At 66.6% G+C, this 23848-nt stretch carries 22 protein-coding genes; 9 read left to right on the forward strand and 13 right to left on the reverse strand.

The window, feature by feature from the left end; genetic code table 11:
- Positions 1 to 8 precede the first annotated feature (8 nt).
- Positions 9 to 611: a TetR/AcrR family transcriptional regulator gene (locus tag MKCMC460_RS09300; RefSeq protein ID WP_236981612.1), complete on the reverse strand. Its 603-nt coding sequence runs from the start codon at positions 609 to 611 to the stop codon at positions 9 to 11.
- Between the two features lie 164 nt (positions 612 to 775).
- On the opposite strand from MKCMC460_RS09300, the gene MKCMC460_RS09305 reads away from it, so the two are divergent.
- A complete protein-coding gene (locus MKCMC460_RS09305) occupies positions 776 to 2029 on the forward strand; it encodes an HNH endonuclease signature motif containing protein (RefSeq protein ID WP_238305607.1) in 1254 nt (417 codons plus the stop codon).
- A 12-nt stretch (positions 2030 to 2041) separates the two neighbouring features.
- Here MKCMC460_RS09305 and MKCMC460_RS09310 read toward each other — a convergent pair whose 3' ends face one another.
- Positions 2042 to 2674 carry a TetR/AcrR family transcriptional regulator gene (locus MKCMC460_RS09310; RefSeq protein ID WP_236981634.1) on the reverse strand — a complete coding sequence of 211 codons (633 nt, stop codon included), beginning with the start codon at positions 2672 to 2674 and terminating at the stop codon, positions 2042 to 2044.
- Positions 2675 to 2715: 41 nt separating this feature from the next.
- Between MKCMC460_RS09310 and MKCMC460_RS09315 the strand changes: the two genes are divergently transcribed.
- The 3 genes from MKCMC460_RS09315 to glnA all read left to right on the forward strand — a co-directional run bounded on the left by MKCMC460_RS09315 (position 2716) and on the right by glnA (position 6954).
- Positions 2716 to 3867, forward strand: a complete 1152-nt coding sequence (locus MKCMC460_RS09315) for an ABC transporter substrate-binding protein (RefSeq protein WP_238305608.1) — start codon at positions 2716 to 2718, stop codon at positions 3865 to 3867.
- Positions 3868 to 3962: 95 nt separating this feature from the next.
- Positions 3963 to 5435, forward strand: coding sequence for a class I adenylate-forming enzyme family protein (locus tag MKCMC460_RS09320; protein ID WP_370653157.1), 1473 nt, complete (start codon positions 3963 to 3965; stop codon positions 5433 to 5435).
- 82 nt (positions 5436 to 5517) lie between these two features.
- Positions 5518 to 6954: a type I glutamate--ammonia ligase gene (gene glnA / locus MKCMC460_RS09325; protein WP_236983913.1), complete on the forward strand. Its 1437-nt coding sequence runs from the start codon at positions 5518 to 5520 to the stop codon at positions 6952 to 6954.
- 5 nt (positions 6955 to 6959) lie between these two features.
- Here glnA and MKCMC460_RS09330 read toward each other — a convergent pair whose 3' ends face one another.
- Positions 6960 to 8768 carry an NAD-binding protein gene (locus MKCMC460_RS09330; protein ID WP_236981635.1) on the reverse strand — a complete coding sequence of 603 codons (1809 nt, stop codon included), beginning with the start codon at positions 8766 to 8768 and terminating at the stop codon, positions 6960 to 6962.
- 187 nt (positions 8769 to 8955) lie between these two features.
- Positions 8956 to 10125 (reverse strand): NDMA-dependent alcohol dehydrogenase, encoded by a 1170-nt coding sequence (locus tag MKCMC460_RS09335; RefSeq protein ID WP_236981636.1) that lies wholly within the window; start codon positions 10123 to 10125, stop codon positions 8956 to 8958.
- A 187-nt stretch (positions 10126 to 10312) separates the two neighbouring features.
- Between MKCMC460_RS09335 and MKCMC460_RS09340 the strand changes: the two genes are divergently transcribed.
- Positions 10313 to 11248 (forward strand): TIGR03619 family F420-dependent LLM class oxidoreductase, encoded by a 936-nt coding sequence (locus tag MKCMC460_RS09340; RefSeq protein WP_236981637.1) that lies wholly within the window; start codon positions 10313 to 10315, stop codon positions 11246 to 11248.
- 19 nt (positions 11249 to 11267) lie between these two features.
- Here MKCMC460_RS09340 and MKCMC460_RS09345 read toward each other — a convergent pair whose 3' ends face one another.
- The 4 genes from MKCMC460_RS09345 to MKCMC460_RS09360 form a co-directional block, all read right to left on the reverse strand.
- Entirely contained in the window at positions 11268 to 11864 is a 597-nt protein-coding gene (locus tag MKCMC460_RS09345) for a DUF732 domain-containing protein (protein ID WP_236981638.1), read from the reverse strand.
- Positions 11865 to 11895: 31 nt separating this feature from the next.
- Complete coding sequence (locus tag MKCMC460_RS09350) at positions 11896 to 13614, reverse strand: patatin-like phospholipase family protein (RefSeq protein WP_236981639.1); 1719 nt, start codon at positions 13612 to 13614, stop codon at positions 11896 to 11898.
- Between the two features lie 151 nt (positions 13615 to 13765).
- Complete coding sequence (locus MKCMC460_RS09355; RefSeq protein WP_236981640.1) at positions 13766 to 14965, reverse strand: cytochrome P450; 1200 nt, start codon at positions 14963 to 14965, stop codon at positions 13766 to 13768.
- Positions 14962 to 15795 (reverse strand): mycofactocin-coupled SDR family oxidoreductase, encoded by an 834-nt coding sequence (locus tag MKCMC460_RS09360; RefSeq protein ID WP_236981641.1) that lies wholly within the window; start codon positions 15793 to 15795, stop codon positions 14962 to 14964. The genes MKCMC460_RS09355 and MKCMC460_RS09360 overlap by 4 nt, the downstream gene beginning before the upstream one ends.
- 76 nt (positions 15796 to 15871) lie before the next feature.
- Here MKCMC460_RS09360 and MKCMC460_RS09365 point away from each other — a divergent pair, with 76 nt between their 5' ends.
- On the forward strand, positions 15872 to 16465 hold the full coding sequence (locus MKCMC460_RS09365) for a TetR family transcriptional regulator (RefSeq protein WP_236981642.1): 594 nt from the start codon (positions 15872 to 15874) through the stop codon (positions 16463 to 16465).
- Here the strand turns inward: MKCMC460_RS09365 and MKCMC460_RS09370 are convergent.
- Positions 16446 to 16874, reverse strand: a complete 429-nt coding sequence (locus tag MKCMC460_RS09370; protein WP_236983915.1) for a nitroreductase family deazaflavin-dependent oxidoreductase — start codon at positions 16872 to 16874, stop codon at positions 16446 to 16448. The genes MKCMC460_RS09365 and MKCMC460_RS09370 overlap by 20 nt on opposite strands.
- A gap of 104 nt (positions 16875 to 16978) precedes the next feature.
- On the reverse strand, positions 16979 to 17212 hold the full coding sequence (locus tag MKCMC460_RS09375; RefSeq protein ID WP_236981643.1) for a hypothetical protein: 234 nt from the start codon (positions 17210 to 17212) through the stop codon (positions 16979 to 16981).
- Positions 17213 to 17480: 268 nt separating this feature from the next.
- Between MKCMC460_RS09375 and MKCMC460_RS09380 the strand changes: the two genes are divergently transcribed.
- Complete coding sequence (locus MKCMC460_RS09380; RefSeq protein WP_236981644.1) at positions 17481 to 17945, forward strand: DUF5994 family protein; 465 nt, start codon at positions 17481 to 17483, stop codon at positions 17943 to 17945.
- 41 nt (positions 17946 to 17986) lie between these two features.
- Here the strand turns inward: MKCMC460_RS09380 and MKCMC460_RS09385 are convergent, their stop codons facing one another.
- Both MKCMC460_RS09385 and MKCMC460_RS09390 read right to left on the reverse strand, forming a co-directional pair.
- Positions 17987 to 19786 carry a sulfatase-like hydrolase/transferase gene (locus MKCMC460_RS09385; RefSeq protein WP_238305611.1) on the reverse strand — a complete coding sequence of 600 codons (1800 nt, stop codon included), beginning with the start codon at positions 19784 to 19786 and terminating at the stop codon, positions 17987 to 17989.
- Positions 19779 to 20228, reverse strand: coding sequence for an SRPBCC family protein (locus tag MKCMC460_RS09390; RefSeq protein ID WP_236981645.1), 450 nt, complete (start codon positions 20226 to 20228; stop codon positions 19779 to 19781). The genes MKCMC460_RS09385 and MKCMC460_RS09390 overlap by 8 nt, the downstream gene beginning before the upstream one ends.
- A 124-nt stretch (positions 20229 to 20352) precedes the next feature.
- On the opposite strand from MKCMC460_RS09390, the gene MKCMC460_RS09395 reads away from it, so the two are divergent.
- Both MKCMC460_RS09395 and MKCMC460_RS09400 read left to right on the forward strand, forming a co-directional pair.
- Positions 20353 to 21807, forward strand: a complete 1455-nt coding sequence (locus tag MKCMC460_RS09395) for an aldehyde dehydrogenase (RefSeq protein ID WP_236981646.1) — start codon at positions 20353 to 20355, stop codon at positions 21805 to 21807.
- 20 nt (positions 21808 to 21827) lie between these two features.
- On the forward strand, positions 21828 to 22745 hold the full coding sequence (locus MKCMC460_RS09400) for a CoA ester lyase (RefSeq protein ID WP_238305613.1): 918 nt from the start codon (positions 21828 to 21830) through the stop codon (positions 22743 to 22745).
- Here MKCMC460_RS09400 and MKCMC460_RS09405 read toward each other — a convergent pair.
- Complete coding sequence (locus tag MKCMC460_RS09405; protein ID WP_238305987.1) at positions 22739 to 23761, reverse strand: ecdysteroid 22-kinase family protein; 1023 nt, start codon at positions 23759 to 23761, stop codon at positions 22739 to 22741. The genes MKCMC460_RS09400 and MKCMC460_RS09405 overlap by 7 nt on opposite strands.
- Positions 23762 to 23848 lie beyond the last annotated feature (87 nt).

Consider the following 23848-nt stretch of genomic DNA (forward strand, 5'->3'; position numbering starts at 1 on the left):
AACGAGGGCTAGCGAGCCGCCAGGCTCCGCATCGTCGTGGTCAGGTAATCATCGAGCATCGCGTCGCGGTTCGGCCAGGTGTTCGTCGTGATCAGCAGCGCATACAACCCGAGTAGGAAGAAGACCGCACTGTTCATCGGGATCACGTCGGCGGCCACTGTCCCGCGTTCTTGCGCTTGCTCGATCTCGCGGGCGACCGCGACGATGATGGGGTGGTCCCGGCCGTCTTCGACCGGCGGCCGGGTTTGGGAAAAATGCAGTGCGAGAAAGTCTTTGAATAACTCTTCGCCCAACCGGCGCTCCAATCCGGCGATCAGCCTCACGGCTTCGCCGAGGGCGTCCGCAAGGTCGGGTTCGGATTCCAGGAACCGGGTGAACTGGCCGGCGATGCGCTGTTCTTCGCGGTGCTCCAATTCGAGGAGCACGTGTTCCTTGGTGGGAAAGTGAAAGAAGAAGGTGCCGTGCGCAACTCCGGCGGCACTGACGATCGCGCCGACATCCGCGTCGGCCATCCCGGACCGCTTGAATTCGGCAACGGCCGCTCCCAGCAGTCGCTCTCGGGTCTGCAGACGTTTTGTCTCGCGCGCGGAGTTCTTGTTGGTTGCCGCCATCATTCCGTTCTGTTTCGTCGATGGGACGTGAGTGCAAAGGGTAGCGCGGCGCGTCCGTCCGGGCCAGGAATCGGCTAGTGCGGACTCGGCCCGTATTTGGATGACTTGAGTCAGTTAAAACGATCCTTGACCGGGTTGTCGGTGGTGGCTGCTTGGATGTTGTTATGTCCTCTTGCACCGTTGAGCCTCGGGCGGTTTCGCCTGGTGAGCGGTTGGAGGGGTTGTTCGAGGAGCTGGCGGAGCTGACCGGTCAGCGCAATGCGATCGATGGGCGGATCGTGGAGATCGTCGCCGAGATCGACCGTGACGAACTGTGGGGGTCCACCGGCGCACGCTCGGTCTCGGCGTTGGTGGCCTGGCGCACCGGCGTGTCCCCGCGCAACGCGAAAAGCATCGCCGCGGTGGCCCATCGCGCGCAGGAGTTCCCGCGCTGCGTGGCCGGTCTGCGCGACGGCCGGCTCTCGCTGGATCAGGTCGGGGTCATCGCCGAACGCGCCGCCGACGGCTCCGACGAGCACTACGCCGAGCTGGCCGCGGTAGCCACCGTCTCCCAGTTGTGCACCGCGATCAAACTCGAACCCCGCCCCGAGGACCCCTGCCCCAAGCCACGCCCGGGTCCGCAGCGCTCGATCTCCCAGACCGGCGACGAGCAATCCACCACCTGGCGGATCACCCTGCCCCACGCCGAAGCCGCCCTGTTCGACACCACCCTACAGGCACACCTGGACGCGCTGGTAACCGACTGGAAACGCGACCACGCCGCCACCGCAGCATCCCAGCGCCCCCCGCTGCCCGACACCGTGGATGCGTTCCTAAGCCTGGTGACCGCCGGCTGGGACACCGAAATCGCGCGCCGCCCGCACGCCCAACACACCACCGTGATCGTGCACCTCGACCTCGACAAACCCGCCGCCGCCCTGCACCTGGGGCCACTCCTGTCGGCGGCCGAACGCCAATACCTGACCTGCGATGCCACCTGGGAAGCCTGGTTTCAGCGCGACGGACAGCTCATCGGCACCGGGCGGGAGACCCGCCAGAACAGCCGCCGGCTGCGCCGCGCCCTAGAACACCGCGACCGCTGCTGCGTGGTACCCGGCTGCGCCGCCACCCGCGGCCTACACGCCCACCACCTGCAGCACTGGGAAGACGGCGGGCCCACCGAACTGCACAATCTGGCCCTGGTCTGCCCCTACCACCACCGCGCACATCACCGCGGCCTGATCACCCTCACCGGCCCCGCCGACCAACTCACCGTCACCGACAGCAACGGCCGACCCCTGCCCACCGGCTCACTGGCCCGACCCCCCACCACCGCACCACCCGACGTCAAACCCTGCACCGGCCCCACCGGCGAACGCGCCCAATGGTGGTGGTACACACCCTTCCAACCCCAACCACCACCCACCGCGACGAACTAGGCGGGCCTTTTACTAACGCCGCAATGCTTTTCGATCGTCCACCGCAAAACTCAGCAGCAGGCGATCGAGTACCTTGGCCGCCCGTCGGCGCGCCCGGGCGGGATCGTCGGCGTGCGCCACCAGTAGCGAGGCCTCCTCGAGCGCCGCCACCAACATGTGGGTCAGCTCCGCGACCGGTTCATCGTCGATGATGCCGTCCGCGATCGCCTCCCGGACTTTGTCGTTGATCAGCGCGAAGCTGTTGCTCTCCTGAATGGTGCGCAGCGCCCGCCAACCCAGCACCACCGGGCCGTCCAGGAGCATGATCCGCTGCACTTCGGGTTCCAGTGCGGCGTCGAGAAACTCGTGTAACCCCCGGCTCAGCCGCTGCCATGGGTCGGCGTCAGCAGGCCGCGCGGCGATGGACCGTAAGGTGAGGTCGTTCTCCACTTCTTCGAACACCGCCCGAAACAGTTCGGTCTTGTCCTTGAAATGGTGGTAGAACGCGCCGCGGGTGCCCACGCCGGATTTGCTCACCAGGTCGGCGATGCTGGTCTTGAAATACCCCGGCGCCACGAACAGTTCCCGGCCGGCGTCGATGAGGTCACGGCGAGTTCGGTCGCCACGCGCGCGACGATCATCGTCGGACCCGCCGCGCTTCGCCATGGCGGCGATCCTATCAACATGCGTGCTGTATGTTGCCGACTATGGCAGACGACGTCCCTCGCGCGTATGGGTCGGTGGCCCCGGTGAAAGTCGGATTGCTCAATGATTATCCGACCAGTGGCGCCGTGGACAACGACACCGTCGCCACACTGCAATTGGTGATGGAAGAAGCGCTCGCGTCGAACCTGATCGACCGCCCGGTCCAGCTTGTCCAGCGCAACGTCGTCGGGTTGCCGAACGGCACCTATCAAGCGGTCGCGCGTGCCTTCGACGAACTGGTCGAGGAGGGGTGCCTGGTCATCTTCGGACCGTGGGTCTCCGACAACGTGGTGCCGCTGCGCGCACGCGTCGACGCGACGGCCAAGGTGCCGATCATCACGCTGTCGGGATCCGAAGGCGCGCTGGGCGAATGGTGCTTCGCACTGAACAACGGCTCGATGGCCGAGGAACCGGTGATGCTGGCCGCGGTGCTGCTCGGCGATGGCCGCTCGCGGATCGCGATCGCCCACGAAGCGTCGCTGATCGGCAAGGAATACCTATCCTTCGCCGAAAAGGCCTATGCCGCAGCAGGGTTGAAGATCGTGACAACTGTGGGGATCCCGCAGGTGGAGGCCGACAAGGCTGCGGCGGTGGCGGCGCTGCGCGCGGGGGACCCAGATGCCCTTGTGCATGTGGGTTTCGGGCACGGGCTGTGGGGATTCACCGACGCGCTGCTCGCCGCGGGCTGGGATCCGCCCCGGTACACCACCACCGCCTTCGAGATGGCCCACATCAATGCCGAATGGATGCGCCAACTTTCGGGCTGGATCGGACTGGACAGTTACGACGAGCGCAACGAGGTCGGTCAGGCGTTCCTGGACCGATTCGAAGCCGAATACGGCCGGCGGCCGGGACATTCGATGCCCTGCCTGTGCCGTGACGCGGCAACCGTCATCGTGCGGGCCCTCGCTGCCGCGCGCCCGCTGACGGGGGAGGGAGTCAAGCTGGGACTCGAACAGGTCAAGTTGATTCCGGCGGCCAGCGGCGCGCCCGGAACGTTCCTGCGGTTCGGGCGCTACGTCCGCCAGGGCTGGTTGGGCTCGGACTATCTGATCGCCCGCCGGATACTGCCGGACGGTTCGGGGCACGTGTTTTACGCCGCGCCGAGCACGCACATCGCACGAGCGGTCGGCGCCGGCCTCGGCAAGAGGTGATTTTCATTCGCAGGAACGTTGACGCCGAAACACTTTCGCAGACGGACACTTTCTGGGGGTTGGTCGAGACTGCCGCGACAGCGCATCCCGACCGCGTGGTGCTCGCCGACGACTACGGACGCACCCTCACCACGACTCAACTGCGATCGGCCGCTCTGGACACCGCCGCTGCCTTCGCCGCGAACGGCATCGGGGCGGGCTCCATGGTGTCCTGGCAGCTGCCTACCACGCTGGAAACCATGGTGGCGATGGCTGCGTTGTCCCGGTTGGGCGCCGTGCAGAATCCGATCCTGCCGCTCTGGCGTGATCACGAGGTTGGGTTCGTCACCGCGCAACTCAACACCGAAGTGATGATCGTGCCGGGCCTCTGGCGGGGATATGACCATGTGGCTTTGGCGCATTCGGTCACCAGCGGCACAATCATCGTGGTGGACCACGGCGCGGTACCCGACACCGGCGCGCTGCGGCTACCTCGGGGGGACGCCGGTGCACTACCCGCCCCGCCCGCGTCGGCCGACGAACCGCGGTGGATCTACTACTCCTCGGGTACCACCGCCGCGCCCAAGGGCATCCGGCATACCGACCGGTCGGTGATTGCCGGCTCGGCCGGCGTAGTCGAGATGGTCGGGGCGACAAGCGATGACGTGAACCCGATAGCGTTTCCCATCTCGCATATCGGCGGCGCGGCCATGCTGGCTGCCAGCCTGGTGACCGGAATGCGCCTGGTGCTGTTCGACGAGTTCGACCCCGTGACCACGCCGCGCGCCATTGCCGCCCATCATCCCACCCTGCTGGGCACCGCCACTCCGTTCTTCGTCGCCTACCTCGCGGCCCAGCGTGCGCACGGTGCCGAGCGGCTCTTCCCGAAGCTGCGTGCCTGCCTGGCTGGGGGCGCGCCGATCACCCCCGAACTCGGACAACAAGTGCGCGAGACGCTTTCGGTGCCCGGCGTGGCCAATTCCTGGGGCTTGACGGAGTTCCCGGTGGTCACTTCCCCGGCATTCGACGCTGACGCTGCGGTCCTCGATCACACCGTCGGACCACCGGTTCGCGGGGTGCGGGTTCGCGTCGTCGGCAGCGCCGGGGAACAGCTACCTGCGGGCGAGGAGGGTGAACTGAGACTCAAAGGCCCGCAATGCTTCCTCGGCTATGTGGATCCGGCTCTGGACGTGGCCGCCTTCGACGGCGACGGGTGGTTCCGCAGCGGCGATCGGGGCCGCCTAGACACCGACGGAAACGTCCGCATTACCGGCCGCATCAAGGACGCGATCATCCGGAACGCCGAGAACATCTCGGCGCTGGAGATCGAGGGAATTCTGGCCTCCCACCCCGCGGTCGCCGACGTCGCCGTGATCGGCGTTCCCGATCAGCGCACCGGTGAACGGGTCTGCGCGATTGTGGTCGCCGAGCCCGGGAGCCAAGTCACGCTCTCGTCGCTGGCACGCCACTGTGCGCAGCTCGGGCTGAGCCGGCACAAGACCCCCGAGCGGCTCGAGTTGGTACCGGCATTGCCGCGCAACTCGACCGGAAAGGTGCTCAAGGCGCAGCTGCGCGCGAGGTTCAGCTGAGCCGCCTGGACATGCAGAAACCACCGCGACGTGCGTGAATGGGAGGGTGCCGCGCAGGTCGAGCACAGCAAGGGAGCATTTCGTGTCCGACAAGACGCCCGACGACATCTTCAGGCTCATCGAAGAAGAACACGTCGAGTATGTCGACGTGCGCTTCTGCGACCTGCCAGGCACCATGCAGCACTTCACAATTCCGATCTATGCATTCGACGGCAACGTGTTCGAGGAGGGTCTGGCCTTCGACGGTTCCTCGATCCGCGGCTTCCAATCCATCCACGAGTCCGACATGTTGCTGCTGCCCGATCCCGAGACCGCGACCATCGACCCGTTCCGGCATGCCAAGACGCTGAACGTGAACTTCTTCGTGCACGACCCGCTCACCCTGGAGTTGTACTCACGCGACCCGCGCAACGTAGCCCGCAAGGCGGAGAACTATCTGGTCAGCTCGGGTATCGCGGACACCGCCTACTTCGGCCCCGAAGCCGAGTTCTACATCTTCGACACGGTCAAGTTCGACTCGAATATCAACGGCTCCTTCTACAAGGTGGATGCGACCTCCGGGTGGTGGAACACCGGGGAGGAGACCGAGGCCGACGGCCGTCCCAACCGGGGTTACAAGGTGCGCCCGAAGGGTGGTTACTTCCCGGTCGCGCCCGCCGACCACTACGTCGACCTGCGCGACGAGATGCTCACGAATCTGACCAACGCCGGATTCATTCTGGAGAAGGGCCATCACGAGGTTGGCAGCGGCGGTCAGGCCGAGATCAACTACAAGTTCAACACGTTGCTGCACGCGGCCGACGACCACCAGATGTACAAGTACATCGTCAAGCAAACCGCTTGGCAGGCAGGCAAAACCGTCACCTTCATGCCTAAGCCGCTGTTCGGTGACAACGGGTCGGGCATGCACTGCCACCAGTCGCTGTGGAAGGACGGCGTGCCGCTGATGTACGACCAGTCCGGGTACGCCGGTTTGTCGGACACCGCGCGCCATTACATCGGTGGTCTGCTCTACCACGCCCCGTCGCTGCTGGCGTTCACCAACCCGACGGTGAACTCCTACAAGCGGTTGGTGCCCGGCTACGAAGCGCCGATCAACCTGGTCTACAGCCAGCGCAATCGCTCTGCGTGCGTGCGGATCCCGATCACCGGTGCCAACCCGAAGGCCAAACGTCTGGAGTTCCGCTGTCCGGACGCATCCGGCAACCCGTACCTGTCGTTCGCGGCCATGTTGATGGCCGGGCTGGACGGCATCAAGAATAAAATTGAGCCACCGCCTCCGATCGACAAAGACCTCTACGAACTACCGCCCGAGGAGGCCGCGGAGATCGCCCAGGCGCCCACCTCGCTGTCCGCGGTGATCGACAGACTCGAGGAAGACAGCGAATACCTCACCGAGGGAGGCGTTTTCACGCCCGACCTGATCGCCACCTGGATCAACTACAAGCGCGACTACGAGATCGCGCCGCTGAACCTGCGACCAACGCCCGGCGAATTCGCGCTCTATTACGACGTCTGAGGAGATCATTGTTCGGCGTCCTGCGCCCACCTCGGCGGCCGCTTCGACGGCCGGCGCGGTGAGCGCGCCGCGGCCAGGGCCGCCGCGCGCTCACCGGTGATCACCGTCAGCGGCGGCGGCTGGCCCTTGCGCAGCGTGGCGATCAGCTCGCGGTACGGGCCGATCAGGTAGACGGTGTCGCCGGCGGTCAGCCGGGAATCGCGGCGCGGCCGCAGGCTGACCGGGCCCTCCGGTCTGGTGATGGCGATGACACGGGTTTGGGTGGACAGGTCCATCATCCGCAGTCCGTCCAGCTCGCTTCCCGCCGCTACCAGCATTCCGCCGACCATGAACGAGCGCTGACCGACCCAGAACGTGCCCAGCACCTGCAAACCCATCGCCGCGCCGATGAACCAGGGGGCCGCTAGGTCCACGATGGACCGCACGTTCTCAAAGCCGAACCGGCGATTCACCGCGGTGCCCAGCGCGCGGCCTTGCACCCGCATCACGATCGGCACCTCGGTGTCGGAGCCGAGGATCTCCAGCAGCACGATGCCGGTCTCGATGTTGCTCATGTCATCCTGGGTCACCACCGCCACACCGCGGGCATGGTCGACGCGGGCCTGCTCGAGCGTTCGGCGCATCGTCGGGTCGCCGAAGATGACCGGCACGTCGAGTTCGGCTGCGGTGGAGAGGAATCGGTTGTTCTCGTCGCGCTCGATGACCAGGACGTCGTAACCCCCGGCGGTCAGTTCGGTGACCACCCGGATGCCCACCGAACCGAGCCCGACCACCACGACGTGGCGGCGCAGATGGCGGGCCCGCCGGATTCCGGCCAATTGGACGAAGCGGCGCGACAGCAGCAGATCGGCGATGAACGCGACCAGGATCGCGGTGACAATCACGCCCGCCCACATCAACGCGATGGCGAACAGCTGCAGGAAGGTGGACTGCTGGGCGAAGCTGAAGTCGCCATAGCCCACGGTCGTGATCGTCTCGGTGGCGAAGTACAGCGCGTGGATCCACGACATCCGCGGGTGCTGGTAGGAGAAGCGCACGACCGCCGCCGAACCGAGGGTCAACAACAGCGTCAGCGCCAGCGAAGGGAACAGCAGCGGATTGAGGTCGTCGCGCATGGCGCGGGCGGCGTCGACCATGCGCCGGGCCCGGGAGTGGTGCGAACGCGTCGCGGTCGTGGGTGGCACCGCGATCCCGCGGGCGGCCAATTCTTCTTTGACGCCGATCATCGAGACCCAGTCGCGGGTGAAGACGGGCAGGTCCCGGCCCGGACAGGCCGCCACCTCGCCGGGCGCCGGCGCGTTGTGGCCGTGGACCACCGCAACCGGTGCCAGGTCACCGTAAATCTCCCGTAGCGTCCCGGTGTGCGGGACCTCGGCGCCCCAGACCACGAAGTCGATTCCGCCGGCGTTGAACTGGTGCGCGTTGCGCGACAGCACTGCCTCGACAAGAGACGGTGTGGCAAGTTCGGCGACGTCCAGGATCGCACCGGGACCGCTGACGTCGGCCACCGCTTCGCGCAGCACGTCGTTGGCCAGCCGGGCCACCACCCGCACGGTGGGGCTGTATTCTCGTGCCAGCAAGGCGATTTCGAGGTTTTCGGCATCGTTGGGGCCGGCGCAGACGACCGCGCGGGCACGGTGCACGCCGGCGCCGAGCAGGTCGGCGGCGGTATTGATCTTGACGATCCGGGCCCCGGCGCCGCGGAGTTCCTCGGCAATGGTCTTCGACAGCGTGTCGTCGCCGCTGACGATGATCTCGCGGTGGAAGACCTCGTCCGGCGCTGCCGCCGAATTGTTGTGGGCCTTGATATTCATCGCTGTGACCATGGCGCGCCGATACCTGCGTTTCACTCAAATTCTTTGCTGTCGCTATGACTATCGGTCACCGCACCGCATCGTGCCACCGGAACGGCGACAATGAGCAGCCAACGGCAATGTCGCGCAACAGGTTCGACTCAAGCAGGAAACACCGGCGAAACGGGGAGGGCGTACGCCGCACGAATCAGGTCAGCGCGAAATCGATCACGCCACGGATGTTCTGCCCGGACTGCAAGTCCTTCATCGCCACGTTGACGTCGTCCAGCTTGTAGCGCGCGGTGATCAGTTCGTCGAGTTTGAGAGCGCCGGCCTCATACATCGACAACAGCATCGGCATGGCTTCCCTGGGGTTCATCTCGCCGTACAGGGCACCCTTGAGCGTCTTGCAGGAATACACCATGTCGGTCATCGACAGCGGCACCATCAGGTCAGTGGTCTTGGCCACCCCGGTGATCACACATGTACCGCCCTTGCGCACCAGCATCATCGCCAGGATCACCATGTCCGCCGGTACCACCCCCGGCGTCAGGATGACCCGGTCGGCCATCACACCCCAGGTGATCTCCTTGACCAGGTCCAGCGCCGCGATGATGTCGATCGCGGTGTGGGTGGCGCCGAACGACGGTGCCACTTCCCGCTTGAACTCGACCGGATCGACCGCGACGACGTGCTTGGCGCCCGCCGCGCGTGCCCCCTGGACCGCATTCATGCCGACGCCACCCACTCCGACGACGACCACCGTTTCGCCGACCCTGGTGCCCGCGGCCACTGCAGCGGAGCCGAATCCCGTTGTCACACCACAGGAAACCAGCGAGGCAACCTCCAGCGGTATCCAATCGTGCACCTTGACCACGGAGCGCTCGGAGGCCACGACGTACTCGGCGAACGTACCGACCTGCATCATGGCCATCAGGTCCGCGTCCCCGAGATGGCGGCGCGGGGTGCCGTCGGTGGTCATGCCGGTGCTGTAGATCTCGGCACCCACGTCGCAGAGATAGGTGTGCCCAGAGGCGCACCAACGGCAATCTCCGCAGGCCGGCAGGAACGAGAACGCCACGTGGTCACCGGGTTTGACCGTTCGCACCTCGGGTCCCACTGCTGCGATGACGCCTGCGCCTTCGTGCCCGCCGAGCAACGGAAACCAGTCCGGCACCCGCTGGCCCGCGGCGCGCATCATGTCTTCCATCTCCTTGGTGGGCACCGCATCGCCGGTGGCGAAATGCGCGTCGGAATGGCAGACACCGGCGAACGCCATCTTGACCAGTACCTCGCCGGCGTGCGGCGGGTCCAGTTCGATGTCGGATACCTCCCAGTCCATGCCTACCCCGTGCAGCACCGCACCCCTGGTTTTCATGGACGTGCCCTCTCGCCGTTGCCGCGCCTGAACGTGCCCGGATCATAACAACATGCATGCTGTAGGTTGCGGTCGCGTCGGACGGCGAATCGCGTGTCGACGATCCCGCCCCGGCGGCGGAGGCGACGGAGTTCGCCCACTAGCGTGGGGCCTACCGGAATGCTCGACACGCGACGGGAACTGCCTCATGACGGATCGTCCGAAACTCTCGCTGTATGTGCGTAACTTCAGCGACCACGCCGGCACCGACTGGAACACGACACTGGAGACCGTGCGAGTCATGGACGCCGTGGGTGTCGACCGCGTCGTGGTGTCCGACCACGTCGTCTTCGGGGAGAACCTGTCCGCCTACGCCGACCCGGCGGTGGGCGGAACGATCGGCGGCAAGCAGCCGACGGGACCGGACGGCGAGTGGATGGAGCCGCTGATCTTCCTGACCGCGGTGGCGGCCACCACCAGCCGGATCCGGTTGGGGACCGGCGTGCTGCTCGCCGCGCTGCGCCGGCCGGCAGTGCTGGCCAAGCAATTGGCCACCATGGACGCCCTGTCCGGCGGGAGGGTCGACCTCGGCGTCGGAATAGGTTGGCAGCGTGAGGAATACGAAGCCACCGGGTTGCCGTTCCAGCGCCGCGGGCGGCTGCTCGACCACACTCTGGAAGTGTGCCGGACATTGTGGACCCAGCAGCGCGCCTCCTACAGCTCGCCCGAGCTGACCTTCGACGGCATCCATCAGATGCCCAAGCCGGTGCAGCCCGGCGGCGTGCCGATCTGGGTCAGCGGAACGGTCAACCCGGCGGTGGCCCGACGGTTGAGCCGGTTCGGAAATCGTTGGATCCCATGGGGTCCGGCCATCACCGACCTCAAGGGTTCGATCCCGGCGATGAGGCAGGCGATCGCCGACGCCGGGGGAGACCCGGACGGCCTTCAGGTTCAGGGCTCGGCAGGGCTGGTGCGCGGTGCGGATCGCTCCATCGACGTGCGGGCCTCGGTCGCCGTAATTCCGCAGCTGGTGGCCGACGGCGCCACCGACATCCGGTTCAGCGGGTCGCTGCCCGCTGATCCCGCGCAGGCGCGCGCCGTGTTGGCGGAGCTGGTCAGCGCCTTCCGGGCGGCTGCCGGCTGAGAGCGTGCCGCGGCGCTTCCTAGATTCCTGCGACGAGCTTGCTGTACTGCGGACAGTAGGCACGAACCGACACCGCGACGATGTCGTCGGCGTGATCGCTGAAGTCGGGACTGACCTGCTGGAACTGCGCCACCACCTGCTCCAGCGAAAGATTCGCCGCGAAGCTCTGGCACACCGCCTTGCCGTTGGCGACGGCGGCATCGGGGTTCTTGAAGACGATGCCCTTTTCGTTCAGGGCCGCGATGAACCGGCGGTCCTGTTCGGGTGTGGAGACGATCTCGGTGGTGGTGGCCGGCGCCTGCGGCGCCTTGCTGGTGGGTTGTGTCGCGGTGACGGTCGGCGTCGAGTCGTTGCTGGCCAGCAGCAGACCTGCTACCACGATGACCGCTGCCAGACCCAGACAGATCAGCAGCACCGCCAGGGCTCGGCCCCAGGCGGTGCCCCAGGACTGCTCGACGACGGCGGGTTCGGCCGCGGGGACATCGCGGGAATCCCGTGCGTCACCCGCTGGCGTGCTCTGGATGTCGGGGACCTCGGTGCCGCTTGACCACGCCAAACTCGACGAATCCGCATTGGCGCCGGTGTTGGAGTCGGCGCCCCCGACCGGGTCGACCATGACGTCATCGTAGTCCGCGGCTGTTGGTGCTTCAGGTCAGGTGGCGGTCGCGCCACCGGGCCAACCGGCCGCCCGGTGCCTGGATGGCGGCCATCACCGAACTCATCGACGACGCCGCCGACTTTGCCCGTTGATGCTGGCCCGCCCGGGTGGCCGCGGGCGCGTCACCCTCCCACCAGGTCGGCCGCAACAGGGCGGTGGTGATCGGCAGGGCCTGCTCGACGCTGTTGCGTCCCCATCGACACGCGCGGTCAATGGCCGCCGCGGAAGGGGCCAGGTTAAGCGGTGACAGGGTGGGCTCAAACCGCACCAGGCGATCGGCGTAGGGCAGATTCCGCAGCATCTGCAGCTGGATCGCCTGCAGGATCGGGGCCATCCACAGGTGTCGCGAATCCCATTGCGGGTGAAAACAATCGAACGCCAGATAGCAGGCGTTGCGGGAGCCTAGCTTGCCGTCGCGTACCCGCTTCCAGGCCAGCTCGACCGGTACGTTACTGGCCGCTCCGCCGTCGACGAGGGCGGCGATGTCGCGTTCGGCGCACAACTCGTCGAGCAGGGGCACCATCCGTGGATCGCTCGATTCATGGTGCAGCACACCGGGAATCGCTGAGGAGAAGGAAGCCGCGTCGAGCACGTCGAAGTCCAGCGCGGGATCGTCGCCGCTGACCACGATGGGTTTGACCACCCGCAGGTCGATGAACGCCGCGACCCGCCACATACGCGCCGCAACCACCGGCCCGGCCCCGATGGGCCGGAACGGAAGTGCCCGCCCTTGCAGCGCGGCCAGCTCGGGGCGGCGGAAGCGCGACGGCAGCGCGGCGTACGGCTGCTTGCGCACCCCGGCGATCACCACGTCGAAGGGGATCGCCAGGTCCGACATCCGCATGCGTTCGCCGTCCTCGCGGCTGAGCAGTGCCTGGGCGAACTTGTCGAAACGCAATGCGAACAGGCCGGCCATGCCGTGCCGGCGGCGCAGCCGCTCGGGTCCCAGGATGGCCCGGTAGGACACCGTCTTGGCCCAGGCGATGTACTCGTCGACCGGCACCGGCAGTTCGCGGGCGACCAGGCTGCCGATGATCGATCCGAACGACGACCCGATGATGTAGTCGGGCAACTGGTCGGCCTGCAGCAGCCGCTGTATGCCGCCGATGTAGACGAAGCCGGCGCCGCCGCCACCGCCCATGATCGTGACGAGCTTCTTGTAACCGACCTCGGCGTCGAGTTCGGCGGCGGAGAAGTCGTTGCGGTGCCGATCGATCAGGACGCACCGCTGGTCGTCCTGGTCGTCGCTCAACGCGTCCAGCACGGCGCGCGCCGCCGTCAAGGCCTTGACCGGGTCGGGCTCCTCGCGCAGCGGCTCGAACAGCGAGTCGACCACGCGGGAGCGCCACGGGCCGATCTCCGCGCCCACCGACACGTCGCCGCGCCCACGCTGCCCACCGGGTCCGGCCGCCCCGGGTTCGAAGTCGCCGAGCCGGGCGAAGTTGAGGATGTAGCGCAGCCGACGCAGCTGGTCCGCATTGAGCACGTCGTTGGCCAGATGGTGGCGGACCAGCCGGTTCTCCATCTTCTGCAGCAGCAGCACCGGATCGGCGGACGGCAGGTCGACGGTGTCCAGCGCGGCGTCGGTGGCTTTGGTTTCCTCGTCCTCGAACTGGGTCTCGGCGTCCTCGAACTCTTCGCGGCCGTGGACCGAGGGCGCGCGCCGGCCTAACCGGCCGCGCACCGCGTCTGCGAACGGGTTCTGCATGAGTGCCACCTTCTCATGGCGGCAGCCCGTGGCCGCCGTCGAGAACGGTCCTTTTCTGCGCGGGTGAGTCCCACGCCAAGCTCGCGTCGCGTGGCGATCGATCGAGCCGCGCTGATCCCCTCAGCCAGGTGACCTTTCCGGCCGAAGCGGATCAGACCTTGATGCGCAGCCGCTCCCACCCGCGGACGGTGGATGTCGGTGCCAGCCTGAGGCTTTCGTAGTCGACCTCCCATTCGGGCCAGCGGTTCAGCAGTTCGTCGAGCGCGACCCGGCCCTCCAGCCGCGCCAGGTTGGCGCCCAGGCAGTAGTGCACGCCCTTGCCGAAGGTGAGATGCGAGATGTTGTCGCGGTGCAGGTTGAAGGTGTCGGGATCCTTGTAGCGCAACGGATCCCGGTTGGCCGCACCGAACAGCAACAGGATGGCACTGCCTTTCGGCACCGTGGTGCCGTAGAGCTCGAAGTCCCGGATGGTGTAGCGCCCCACGTGCGGGCCGGTGGGCTCGAAGCGCAACGTCTCGTCGACCGCGCGGGTCAACAGTGAACGGTCCCGCTCGATTTCGCGGCGCTGGTCAGGATGTTCGGCCAAGACCTTGGCCAGCCAGCCGATCAACCGGCCCGTCGTCTCGTTGCCGGCACCCGCCACCACCTGGGTGTAGTGCAGAACCTCCGTGCGAGTCAGCTTTCGCAGCACACCGTGCTCGTCCTCGAATTCGACGTTGAGCAGTGCGGTCATCAGGTCGTCGGAGGGGTTCTTGGCGCGCCAGTCCACGTAGTCGGCGTAGATGCGCCCATCGGCGATCGCCTCGGGATCGGCCACTTTCATCGGTGTTCCGGCTCTGGTGCGCAGGTTGGCGTCGTTGGCGTCGCGCACGCCGATCTGCTCTTCCTCGGGAATGCCCAGCAGCATGCCGATCACCCGCATCGGCATCATCGACGCCAGTTCGGCGATGATGTCGAAACTGTCCGAACCGACCAGGGGGTCCAGGCAGCGCACACAGTAGCGCCGGATCTGGTCCTCGATCGCGGCCATCCGTCGCGGCGTGAACACCCGGGACATGACGCCGCGCAACATGGTGTGCTTCGGTGGGTCCTCGAACATCATCACCCCGGGCGGCATGTCGAATTTCGACTGGATGAGCTCCAGGATGTCGCTGCGGCTGTTGGAGAACGTCTCCCAATTCGACAGTGCCGCTTCGACATCGGTGTGCCGCGAGATCGCCCAGAAGTTGTAGCGCTCGTTGTGATAGAGCGGAGCCTCGTCGCGCAACCGGGCATAGGTGGGGTAGGGGTTCGCGACGATGTCGACGTCGTAGGGGTCGTAGTAGACGTCGGTGTCGTGCGTCGTGGTCATTTCAGGCAGCTTCCTGCGTCCACGGGCAGGGTGACTCCGGTGATGTAACGCGCTTCGTCGGAGGCCAGGAACAGCACCGCGTTGCTGATGTCCTCGGCGTTGACCCAGGGGATGGGCAGGATGTGGAAGCTTTGGCAGATCGGGGCGAGGTCGTCGGGCCCGGGGTTTTGCAGGTCGGGCCGGAAGAGGTGAAACGTCTGCTCGTTGATGAGCAGTGGGGTGTTTACGTGGGTGGGATGGACCGTGTTCACCCGAATGTTCCTGGGCCCCAATTCGACTGCGAAGGACCGCATCAGCCCCACCACGCCGTGCTTGGCGGCGTTGTAGTGGCCGGTGTGCGCGTAGGCCTTGAGTCCGGCAACCGAACTGGTCAGCACGACCGAGCCACCTCCCGCCGCCAGCAGATGCGGAACGGCCGCTTTGACCGACTTCCAGACACCGCTGAGGTTGACGTCGATCATCTGCTGCCAGAGGTCCTCGTCCATCCGGTCCAGGCGGGGAGCAACGGTGCCGATACCGGCGTTGGCCACGACGATGTCCAGCCGGCCGAGTTGCTCGACCCCGGCGTCAACCGCCGCCCTGAGCGCGTCGTAGTCGCGGACGTCGACTTCGGCGGTGACGATCCGCCGGTTCAGGCCCTTGACCAGAGCTGCCGTCTCGGCCAGGTCTTCGGGCGTCGACGCCGGCGCCGGGGAGTTGTCGAACGGCTGACAGATATCGACCGCGATGATGTCGGCACCCTCCTGCGCCAGCCGCAATGCGTGACTGCGGCCTTGCCCGCGCGCCGCGCCGGTGACGAATGCGACCTTGCCTGCAACTCGGCCGGGCATGGTGTCCTCCTCGTTGAGCCGTTGAGTAACCTTGTTACTGCAGGTACCGTAACCGTGTTACCCGACGAAGGCAAGGATGAGTGTGGCAAGCGCTGAAGCGGTCACCGGCGGCTCGGAGAGCCGTCACGACCGCATCATCGAGATCGTCGTGGACATCCTGGAAACCGACGGCTACGACGCCGTGCAGCTGCGTGAGGTCGCCAAGCGGGCACGCACCTCACTGGCGACCATCTACAAGCGTTTTCCCACCCGTGACGCACTGATCCTGGCCGCTCTTGAATGCTGGATGGAGGAGAACCGGTACGCGGCGCTGGCGGGCCTGACACCCGATCCGGACGAATCGGTCTACGCCGGGCTGATGCGAGTGTTCCGGACGATCTTCGAACCGTGGGAACGCCATCCGGACATGCTGCGGGCCTACTTCCGGGCACGCTCGGCGCCCGGTGGGCAGCGGTTGGTGACCCGGGGCGTCGATGCGGTCATCCCGGCCACGGCCGCCGTACTCGCCGGCGCGGACCCCGAGCTGGTCGAAGAACTGCCGCCGATCGTGTCCAATCTCGCCTATGGCCTGGTGGCACGGTTCGCCGCGGGCGAGATCGCCATCACCGAGATCTTGCCGACGCTGGATCGCGCGCTATTCCGGTTGACGGCTAACGCGGCGAAAGAATGACGACCGGAATCTCGCGCTCCGTCCAATGCTGATACTTCGCGAAGTCGGCATAGAGATCGACCAATCTCGGCCACAGTGCGGCACGCTCCGCAGGCGTGGCGACGTGCGCGGAAACCTCGATGTTGCGCCGGCCCGGCACGTGTACCCGGGTCGCGGGGTGTGTCTTGAGGTTGAAGTACCACTGCGGATTCTTCGGGTGACCGCCTTGCGACGCGACGATCACGTAGTCGTCGCCGTCCTGCAGATACACCAGGGGGGTGGTGAACAGCTTGTTGGATTTGCGGCCGCGGTGCTCGAGCAACAGTGTCGGCACCGGCTTATGGAAACCGGCCCCGATCCGCCACTTGTTGCCGACCCGGCCGTTGGTCAGTTTGAACACCGCGACGTGCGCCTTGGCGGCGTACTTCATCACTTTGGTCGTCACCGGTGACGCAAGGCCCTGGGGCGCCTCTTCGGGCAGCGAGAACTTGGAAATCCTTATCTCCTTGTTCGAGAAGGCTTTTCAGTAGGAGGTCACGAAGCCTTGGCGTACCGGCGAACCAGGTCGTGGTCGCCGAACGTGCCGTTGTGCTGCTGGCCGTGGGTGTCGCTGCCGAAGAACGTCCATTTCTTCGGTCCGGTCTGCGGACCGCTGATCATCTTGACCACGTAACGCAATTCGGTGGGGCGCAGCGTGCCGATCGTGTCGCCGACTCGGATTTCCGATGGATGAATTTCGGGCGCGTCGGACCAATTTTCGATAACCATCTCTACCCGTCCTCATCGTTGTTGCCGCTACTTTACCCCCGATGTGCGAAGCGGCCCATCGCGGTCGGGGTTGCGGCGATGGCGTACCATCAGCAGCGAGCCGTTTCGTTGTCAGCGGTGGTCTGCTGTGGATCAGGCCCACGGGCAATGTGATTCCTCCGTCGTCCCGCACCCGTGGGACGGTCGAGTTCGACCGTGAAGGAATAGCACCCGTGAGAACTCCGCATTCGCGCCAGCTGATGTGCGCGCCGCTGATCGCAGCGATCCGGTGACTTACCCGTTGAGCGGGCGACGCCGCGCCACCCCCATCCGGCTCACCCTGGCCGGCGAACTCGGGCGTGACATCGACGGCGCATGGTGGCCCCGGACCGATCGGATCAGTGGCGAATTGCCCGATCTCGTCGCAGCCCTGGGCTCCCGGCTCGGCGAAATCTGCGGAATCACCATCAACTGGCCGCACCTGCAGCGGCCACCAGACTTGAATTGGCAAGGTTGGCAGCACAAGAACCAACATGTGATCGTCCTGCAGAGCGAAAAAGGTTGTGCCAACGTATTGATCGTGCCGTACACCACCAACAGCGCACTGGCGATGATGGTGCTGCGTCGCGCTGCGAACCTTCCCATCGCCCTCGCCGAGCAGGAAAGCACGCCGTTTCGCACCGCTGGGTCGATCCTCTGCGCCGCACAGCAACAACGTGCCGCGGACGGTGCGGTACCTGTACCGGCCACCTGAGTGTCCGGGCCGCCGGGCCCCATTCCTGCTGGGTGCGTTGTTCAGCGGTGGAAGCGGCCGAACACGCGCCGCACCAGGCTTTCGCCGACGGCGGGCTGGCGGTCGGCGTACGGCCACGGCTGATTGCGTTCGGGCACCGACGCCGCCCTGGCCTGCTTGAGCTGCATCCGTAGGTGCTGACGCAGGTCGTGCAGTTGCGGCTCGTCCCAACGGTTTTGGGCTTCTGTCGGGTCATTCGTCAGGTCGTAGAGTTCCCACTGGTCGTCGATCGGATCGGTTCGGTAGGCTTCGCCGCCGATTCCGTTGGCGGCCAAGTGGCGCACGCCGGGCTCGGTCCAGGTGCCCGGGTCGTCAAAGGTGCGCACCAGTTTCCACAGGTGGCCGGCCCCGCCGTCGGCGTCGTCGACGCGGACCACCAGGCCCTCGAAGTTGGACGCGACATGGGCTGGCAACTTGATGCGAAGCGGCGCAGGCGGGTTCGCGTTTCTGCCGAGCATGCGGGCAAATGCCGAAGCGCTGGAGTCGCCTTCCAGCATGTTGTCACGCGTCAGCAGATAGACCGCGCGATCCTCGTCGGCCGCTGCCCCCGCCACCACCGGCATCAGGTCCCGCCCCGGCAGTGGGTGAACCTCGGAGAACGACTCGGCCAGCTCCGCCGCCACGGAATCGACGTCGATACCGGCCGCGCTCAGCAGCGTCGGCACCAGGTCCACGTGCGACGTCGGCGCCGAAACTGACCGCGGCGCAGTGGCTTTCGTACCGATACGGGCGACGACGAACGGCACCCGGGTGGCCTCGTCGTAGAGGTTGAACCATTTCTGATGCAGTCCGCCGTGCGCCCCCAGCAAGTCGCCGTGATCGGACGTGCGCACCAGCACGGCGTCCTCGGAGCCGCCCTCGGTGACGGCGCGGCGCACTCGGTCGATCGGCCCGTCGACCTCGGCGTGCAGCCGGTAGTAGAGGTCGCGGTAGCGCTGCGCGCCGCGCTTGTAGGTGCGGCTGACCGCCGGTGACGGGCCGTAGCCGGAGTAGTAGGCCTCGCGGAACGCGATCTGCGCGGCCGGTTTGGCGGAGAGGTCTTCCTCGGCGGTGGGCGCGGCCGCGACCGGCGGCGGGTCCACCGGCGACGGCTGCACGGGGCAGCGCAGCACCCAGCCCGGGAACAGCACGATGTCGTGCGGGTTGACGAAGCTGGCCACCAACAGAAACGGCCGCTGGGCGGCCGGGTCCCCGGCCCGGCGCCGGGCGTAGCGGTCTTCCAGCCAGGCCACCACGCGGTCGGCGATCAGCGGGTCGCGTCGGTAGCCGCTGTTGGCGTCGCCCGCGCCGTGCGGCTCCGGGCCTACCCAGCCCGAAAAGCCATATGGGGCAAGGGGATCGGCATCGAGGTAACGCTGAACCGCGTCTGGGTCGACGATGCCGTCGTCGTCGTTGGTGGCCAGCGGGCCACCGGTCTTCGGGTCCTCGAGGTCGGCGTGCGAGATGTGCCACTTGCCGTCGTAGTGGGTGTCATAGCCGGCCGCCCGGAACCAGTTGCCCAGGGTGGGTACCTCGCCGGCGCGCAGCCAGCGCAGCCGCGAATCGTCGAAGCGCTTGCCGATGCCGTCGGTCTGGGTGACGCCGTGCAGGTCGGGATAGTGGCCGGTGAAGATCGTGGGACGACTCGGCACGCAGGCCAGCGACCCGGTGTAGTGGCGGGTGAAGTTGACGCCGTGCTCGTCGAACCACCGACGCCCGGTCAGGGTGCGCTGCCGCCAGTCCCGCAGCTCGGCCGATTCGTAGGGCGGGATCGCGCGTTCCTCGTCGGTCATCAGGATGACGATGTCGGGGCGCTCAGACATGGGTGGTCTCCAATCGTCGTGCCAGCCCGGCGAGCAGCTTGTCGGATTGCTTGGCCAGGACGCGCAGCGTCACCCACTCGGCCATCCGGGCGGGCCGGCTTGCGCCGACCTCGACGCTGGTGTCCAAGCTGACCAGGGTTTCCGGTCCCGACGGGCGTAGTGTCCAGCGGTTGGTGACCGTGCCCAACCTTTTGGGCAGGCCGTCGATCTGATAGGCGAGGGCGACGGGCGGATCGAACTCAGTGATGCGTTCCACCAGCGCATTGGGACCCACCTGTACGCGGCGGGTGGTGCCCACGGGATTGCCGTCCGGGCCCCTGTTGAGCACACAGGAGTGGTCGACGCCGTCGGCCCAGCTGCTCAGGTGACCGAAGTCGGCCAGGACATCCCAGATCTGCTGGGGAGGTGCCGCTATGGTCCGGCTCCGGCTGATGGCTGCCACCTCGACATCCAAGCACCTTTCGGCGAGGAAAATGTCGAACGGGGTTCGGCGAGCGCCGCCTTGACCCCACACTATCGATAATGCTAAGCAAGTGCTCAGCATCCGATGATGGAAGGGATCGACGATGACCCTGCAGGCAGTGCTGGACGAGCTTCGCGACCGCCCGGGTACCGGCGATGTCATTCCGGTCATCGACCCGGCGACCGAAGAGCGGATCACCGAGTTCACCGACTGCGGCCAAGAAGCGGTCAACGAGGCCGTTGCGCGGGCGAAGGCCTCCTTCGAGTCGGGTGTGTGGTCGGAGCTGCCGGGCCGGCAACGGGCCAAGATCATGTGGCGCATCGCGGATTTGATCGACGAGCACGCCGAGGAATTCGCCCAGCTCGATTCGCTGAACACCGGCATGCCGTTGATGCAGGCGCAGTTGCAGATGTCCACGTGTTCGGAGTTCTTCCGCTACTACGCCGGCTGGTGTTCGAAGATCAACGGCGTCGCCTACGACGTCAAGACCGACGGCATCGCGACCGACGCTTTCGTCAACATGCACGCCTACACGCTCAAAGAGCCCTACGGCGTGGTGGGGCTGATCTTCCCGTGGAACGGCCCGATCTTCAATGCGAGCGCAAAGCTGGCTCCGGCGCTGGCGGCCGGCTGCAGCATGGTGGTCAAACCGGCAGAGGAGACGCCGCTGTCGGCGCTGCTGCTGGACCGGTTGATCCACCAGGCGGGCGTGCCCGACGGCGTCGCCAACCTGCTGACCGGCTACGGCCACACCGCGGGGGCGGCGATCACCGCGCATCCCGATGTCCAGAAGGTTGCGTTCACCGGCTCCACCGAGGTCGGTAAGGAGATCGTGCGCGCTTCCGCCGGAAACCTGAAGAAGGTCACGCTCGAACTCGGCGGGAAGTCGCCGGTGCTGATCTTCGACGACGCCGACATGGACAAGGCCATCCTGATGGCGTCGCTGGGCATCTTCGTACACTCCGGCCAGGGCTGCGTGTGCGGGTCGCGGATCTTCGCCCAGCGCGGCGTGTACGACCGTGTGGTCGAAGGCATCGCGATGATGGCCGACACCTTCAAGCTGGGCGCACCCAGCGAGGAGGGCTGCGTCAGCGGGCCGCTGATCAGCCAGAAGCAGCTGACCCGGGTGATGGGCTTCATCGACGAAGGCAAGAGCGACGGCGTCGAGGTGGTCACCGGCGGCTACCGCTTGGACCGCAAAGGGTACTTCGTGCATCCGACCGTGCTCACCAACGTCGATCCCGGCATGCGGCTCTACCAGCAGGAGATCTTCGGGCCGGTGGTCAGCATCCTGCCGTTCGATGACGAAGACGAGGCCGTTGCTATGGCGAACGACACCACCTACGGGCTGGCGGCTACCGCCTGGACGGAGAATCTGGGCCGGGCCCACCGGATCGTCAAGCGGCTGCAGGCGGGCAGCGTGCAGGTGAACTGCCAATTGGTGTTCGACCACGATGTGCCGTTCGGCGGACACAAGCAGTCGGGCTGGGGTCAGGAGTTCGGCCGGGAAGGCATCGAGATGTACATGAAGTCGAAGTCGGTCTGGGCCCAGCTCTAGCTGTCGCTACGGTTAGGGGCGTGTACGAACAGGTCAGCACCGACACCACACACCCCGCCGACATCGGCTCGCGCATCGACCCCGTCCTGGCGCGCAGTTGGCTGCTGGTCAACGGGACGCACGCCGACAGATTCGAGGCCGCGTCGCATTCGCGGGCGGACATCGTGGTGTTGGACATCGAGGACGCGGTGGCGCCCAAGGACAAGGTGACGGCCCGCGACAACGTGGTGCGGTGGCTGTCCGAAGGCAACGACGACTGGGTGCGGATCAACGGCTTCGGCACTCCATGGTGGGCCGAGGATCTCGCGCAGCTGGCGAATACCTCGGTGGGTGGCGTGATGCTGGCGATGGTCGAGTCCGTCGACCACGTCACCGAGACCGCCAAGCGGCTACCCAACGTGCCGATCGTGGCATTGGTGGAAACCGCGCGCGGGCTGGAGCGCATCACCGAGATCGCCTCCGCCAAAGGCACTTTCCGGCTGGCGTTCGGAATCGGGGACTTCCGGCGCGACACCGGTTTCGGCGAGGAACCCGCGACGCTGGCCTACGCACGGTCCCGGTTCACCATCGCGGCCAAGGCCGCCGGTCTGCCCAGCGCGATCGACGGGCCGACCATCGGTTCCAATCCGCTCAAGCTGATCGAGGCGTCCGCCGTCTCGGTCGAGTTCGGGATGACCGGCAAGATCTGCCTGTCGCCGGACCAGTGTGCGGTGGTGAACGAGGGTTTGTCGCCTTCACAAGAGGAAATCGGTTGGGCGAAAGAGTTTTTCGCCGAGTTCGAACGTGACGGGGGAGAGATCCGCAACGGCTCGGACCTGCCCCGCATCGCGCGGGCGACCAAGATCCTCGACCTGGCCCGGTCCTACGGGATCGTGCCCTCGGAGTTCGAGGACGACCAGGTGCATTCACCGGCGCCGTCGGACACCTACCACTACTGAGCGCCGGTGATCTCGGCCAGCGCCCCCGCGGTGTCCAGGTCGGCGTAGGCCGCCGAATAGCGTTGCGCCAGTGCGACGGCGATGTCCGGGCGCTGCCACAGGTCGCCGGCGCTGGCCGTGCACAGCCAGATGGCCAACCCGTGTGCCACCGACGCCCGGTAGCGCAGCCAGACCTCGTCGCTGCTCGGCATCTCCGGCCCGGGCAGCCCGAGCGACGCGCGATACTGTTCCAGGAGTTCACGTTCGCTGCTGCGCCGGTCTTCGATGGTCAGGGCGCCCTGCAGAAAATAACCCACATCCAGCGACCAGTTGCCGTGCCGGGCAACCTGCCAATCCAGGAACCCCACCTCTCCGCCGGGCAGCAGATAGGTGTTGCCGATGTGCGGGTCGCCGTGCAGCAGCGTCTGCGGCCCGGCGGTGAGGGTGCGGATGTACGGCTTCCAGGTTGCTTCGATGAGATCGTCGATACTCATTTCCAGCACCGCGGGCGGAGCCTCGTCGCCCAGCCGTGACTTCGCTTCATGCAGCGGCGCGTATTGCATTCCGTCCCAAGGCAGATATGGTTCGAGCCAGTTCAGCTCGGGGTATTGCCGCAGCCGGTCGCCCCAGAAGCGGCCGTGCATGCGGGCCAAACCCCTGATGCCCGAAGCGACCTGCTCGACCGACATCGGCCGGGTCGCGTCGCGCGGGTCGGCGCCGCGTGCGGTGAGATCCTCCATGATCATCACGAAGTCGTAGTCGTCCTCGTCGATCAGCGCGGTATAGACGACGGGATGTTCCACAGGCAGTTCCACGCCGCACGTGAACAGCCGCGGTTCGTGGAACATACCGCTGGTCATCCGGATCATCTCTTTGTGCGCGGGGTCGGCGGCCTTGGCGAACACCGTCGCCGGTCCGGTGCCCGACGAGTAGGTGAGAGCGAGCCGGGCGCGCCGGTTGGTGCCGTCGTCGCGGCCGGCCACGATGACCGACTCGACCCGCGCGCCCGGATGCCGGTTGGCCAGCGCCTCCGTCATCCACGCGGGGGTGATGTCGTCCCAGGTCTGGGGCACCGACAGGGAAGCGGTCACGCGCGGTCCTTTCGTCGCTGTTGGGCTCGGCAC

It is taken from the genome of Mycobacterium sp. 20KCMC460 (genome assembly GCF_022179425.1).
In the GTDB taxonomy this organism is placed as follows: domain Bacteria; phylum Actinomycetota; class Actinomycetes; order Mycobacteriales; family Mycobacteriaceae; genus Mycobacterium; species Mycobacterium kiyosense.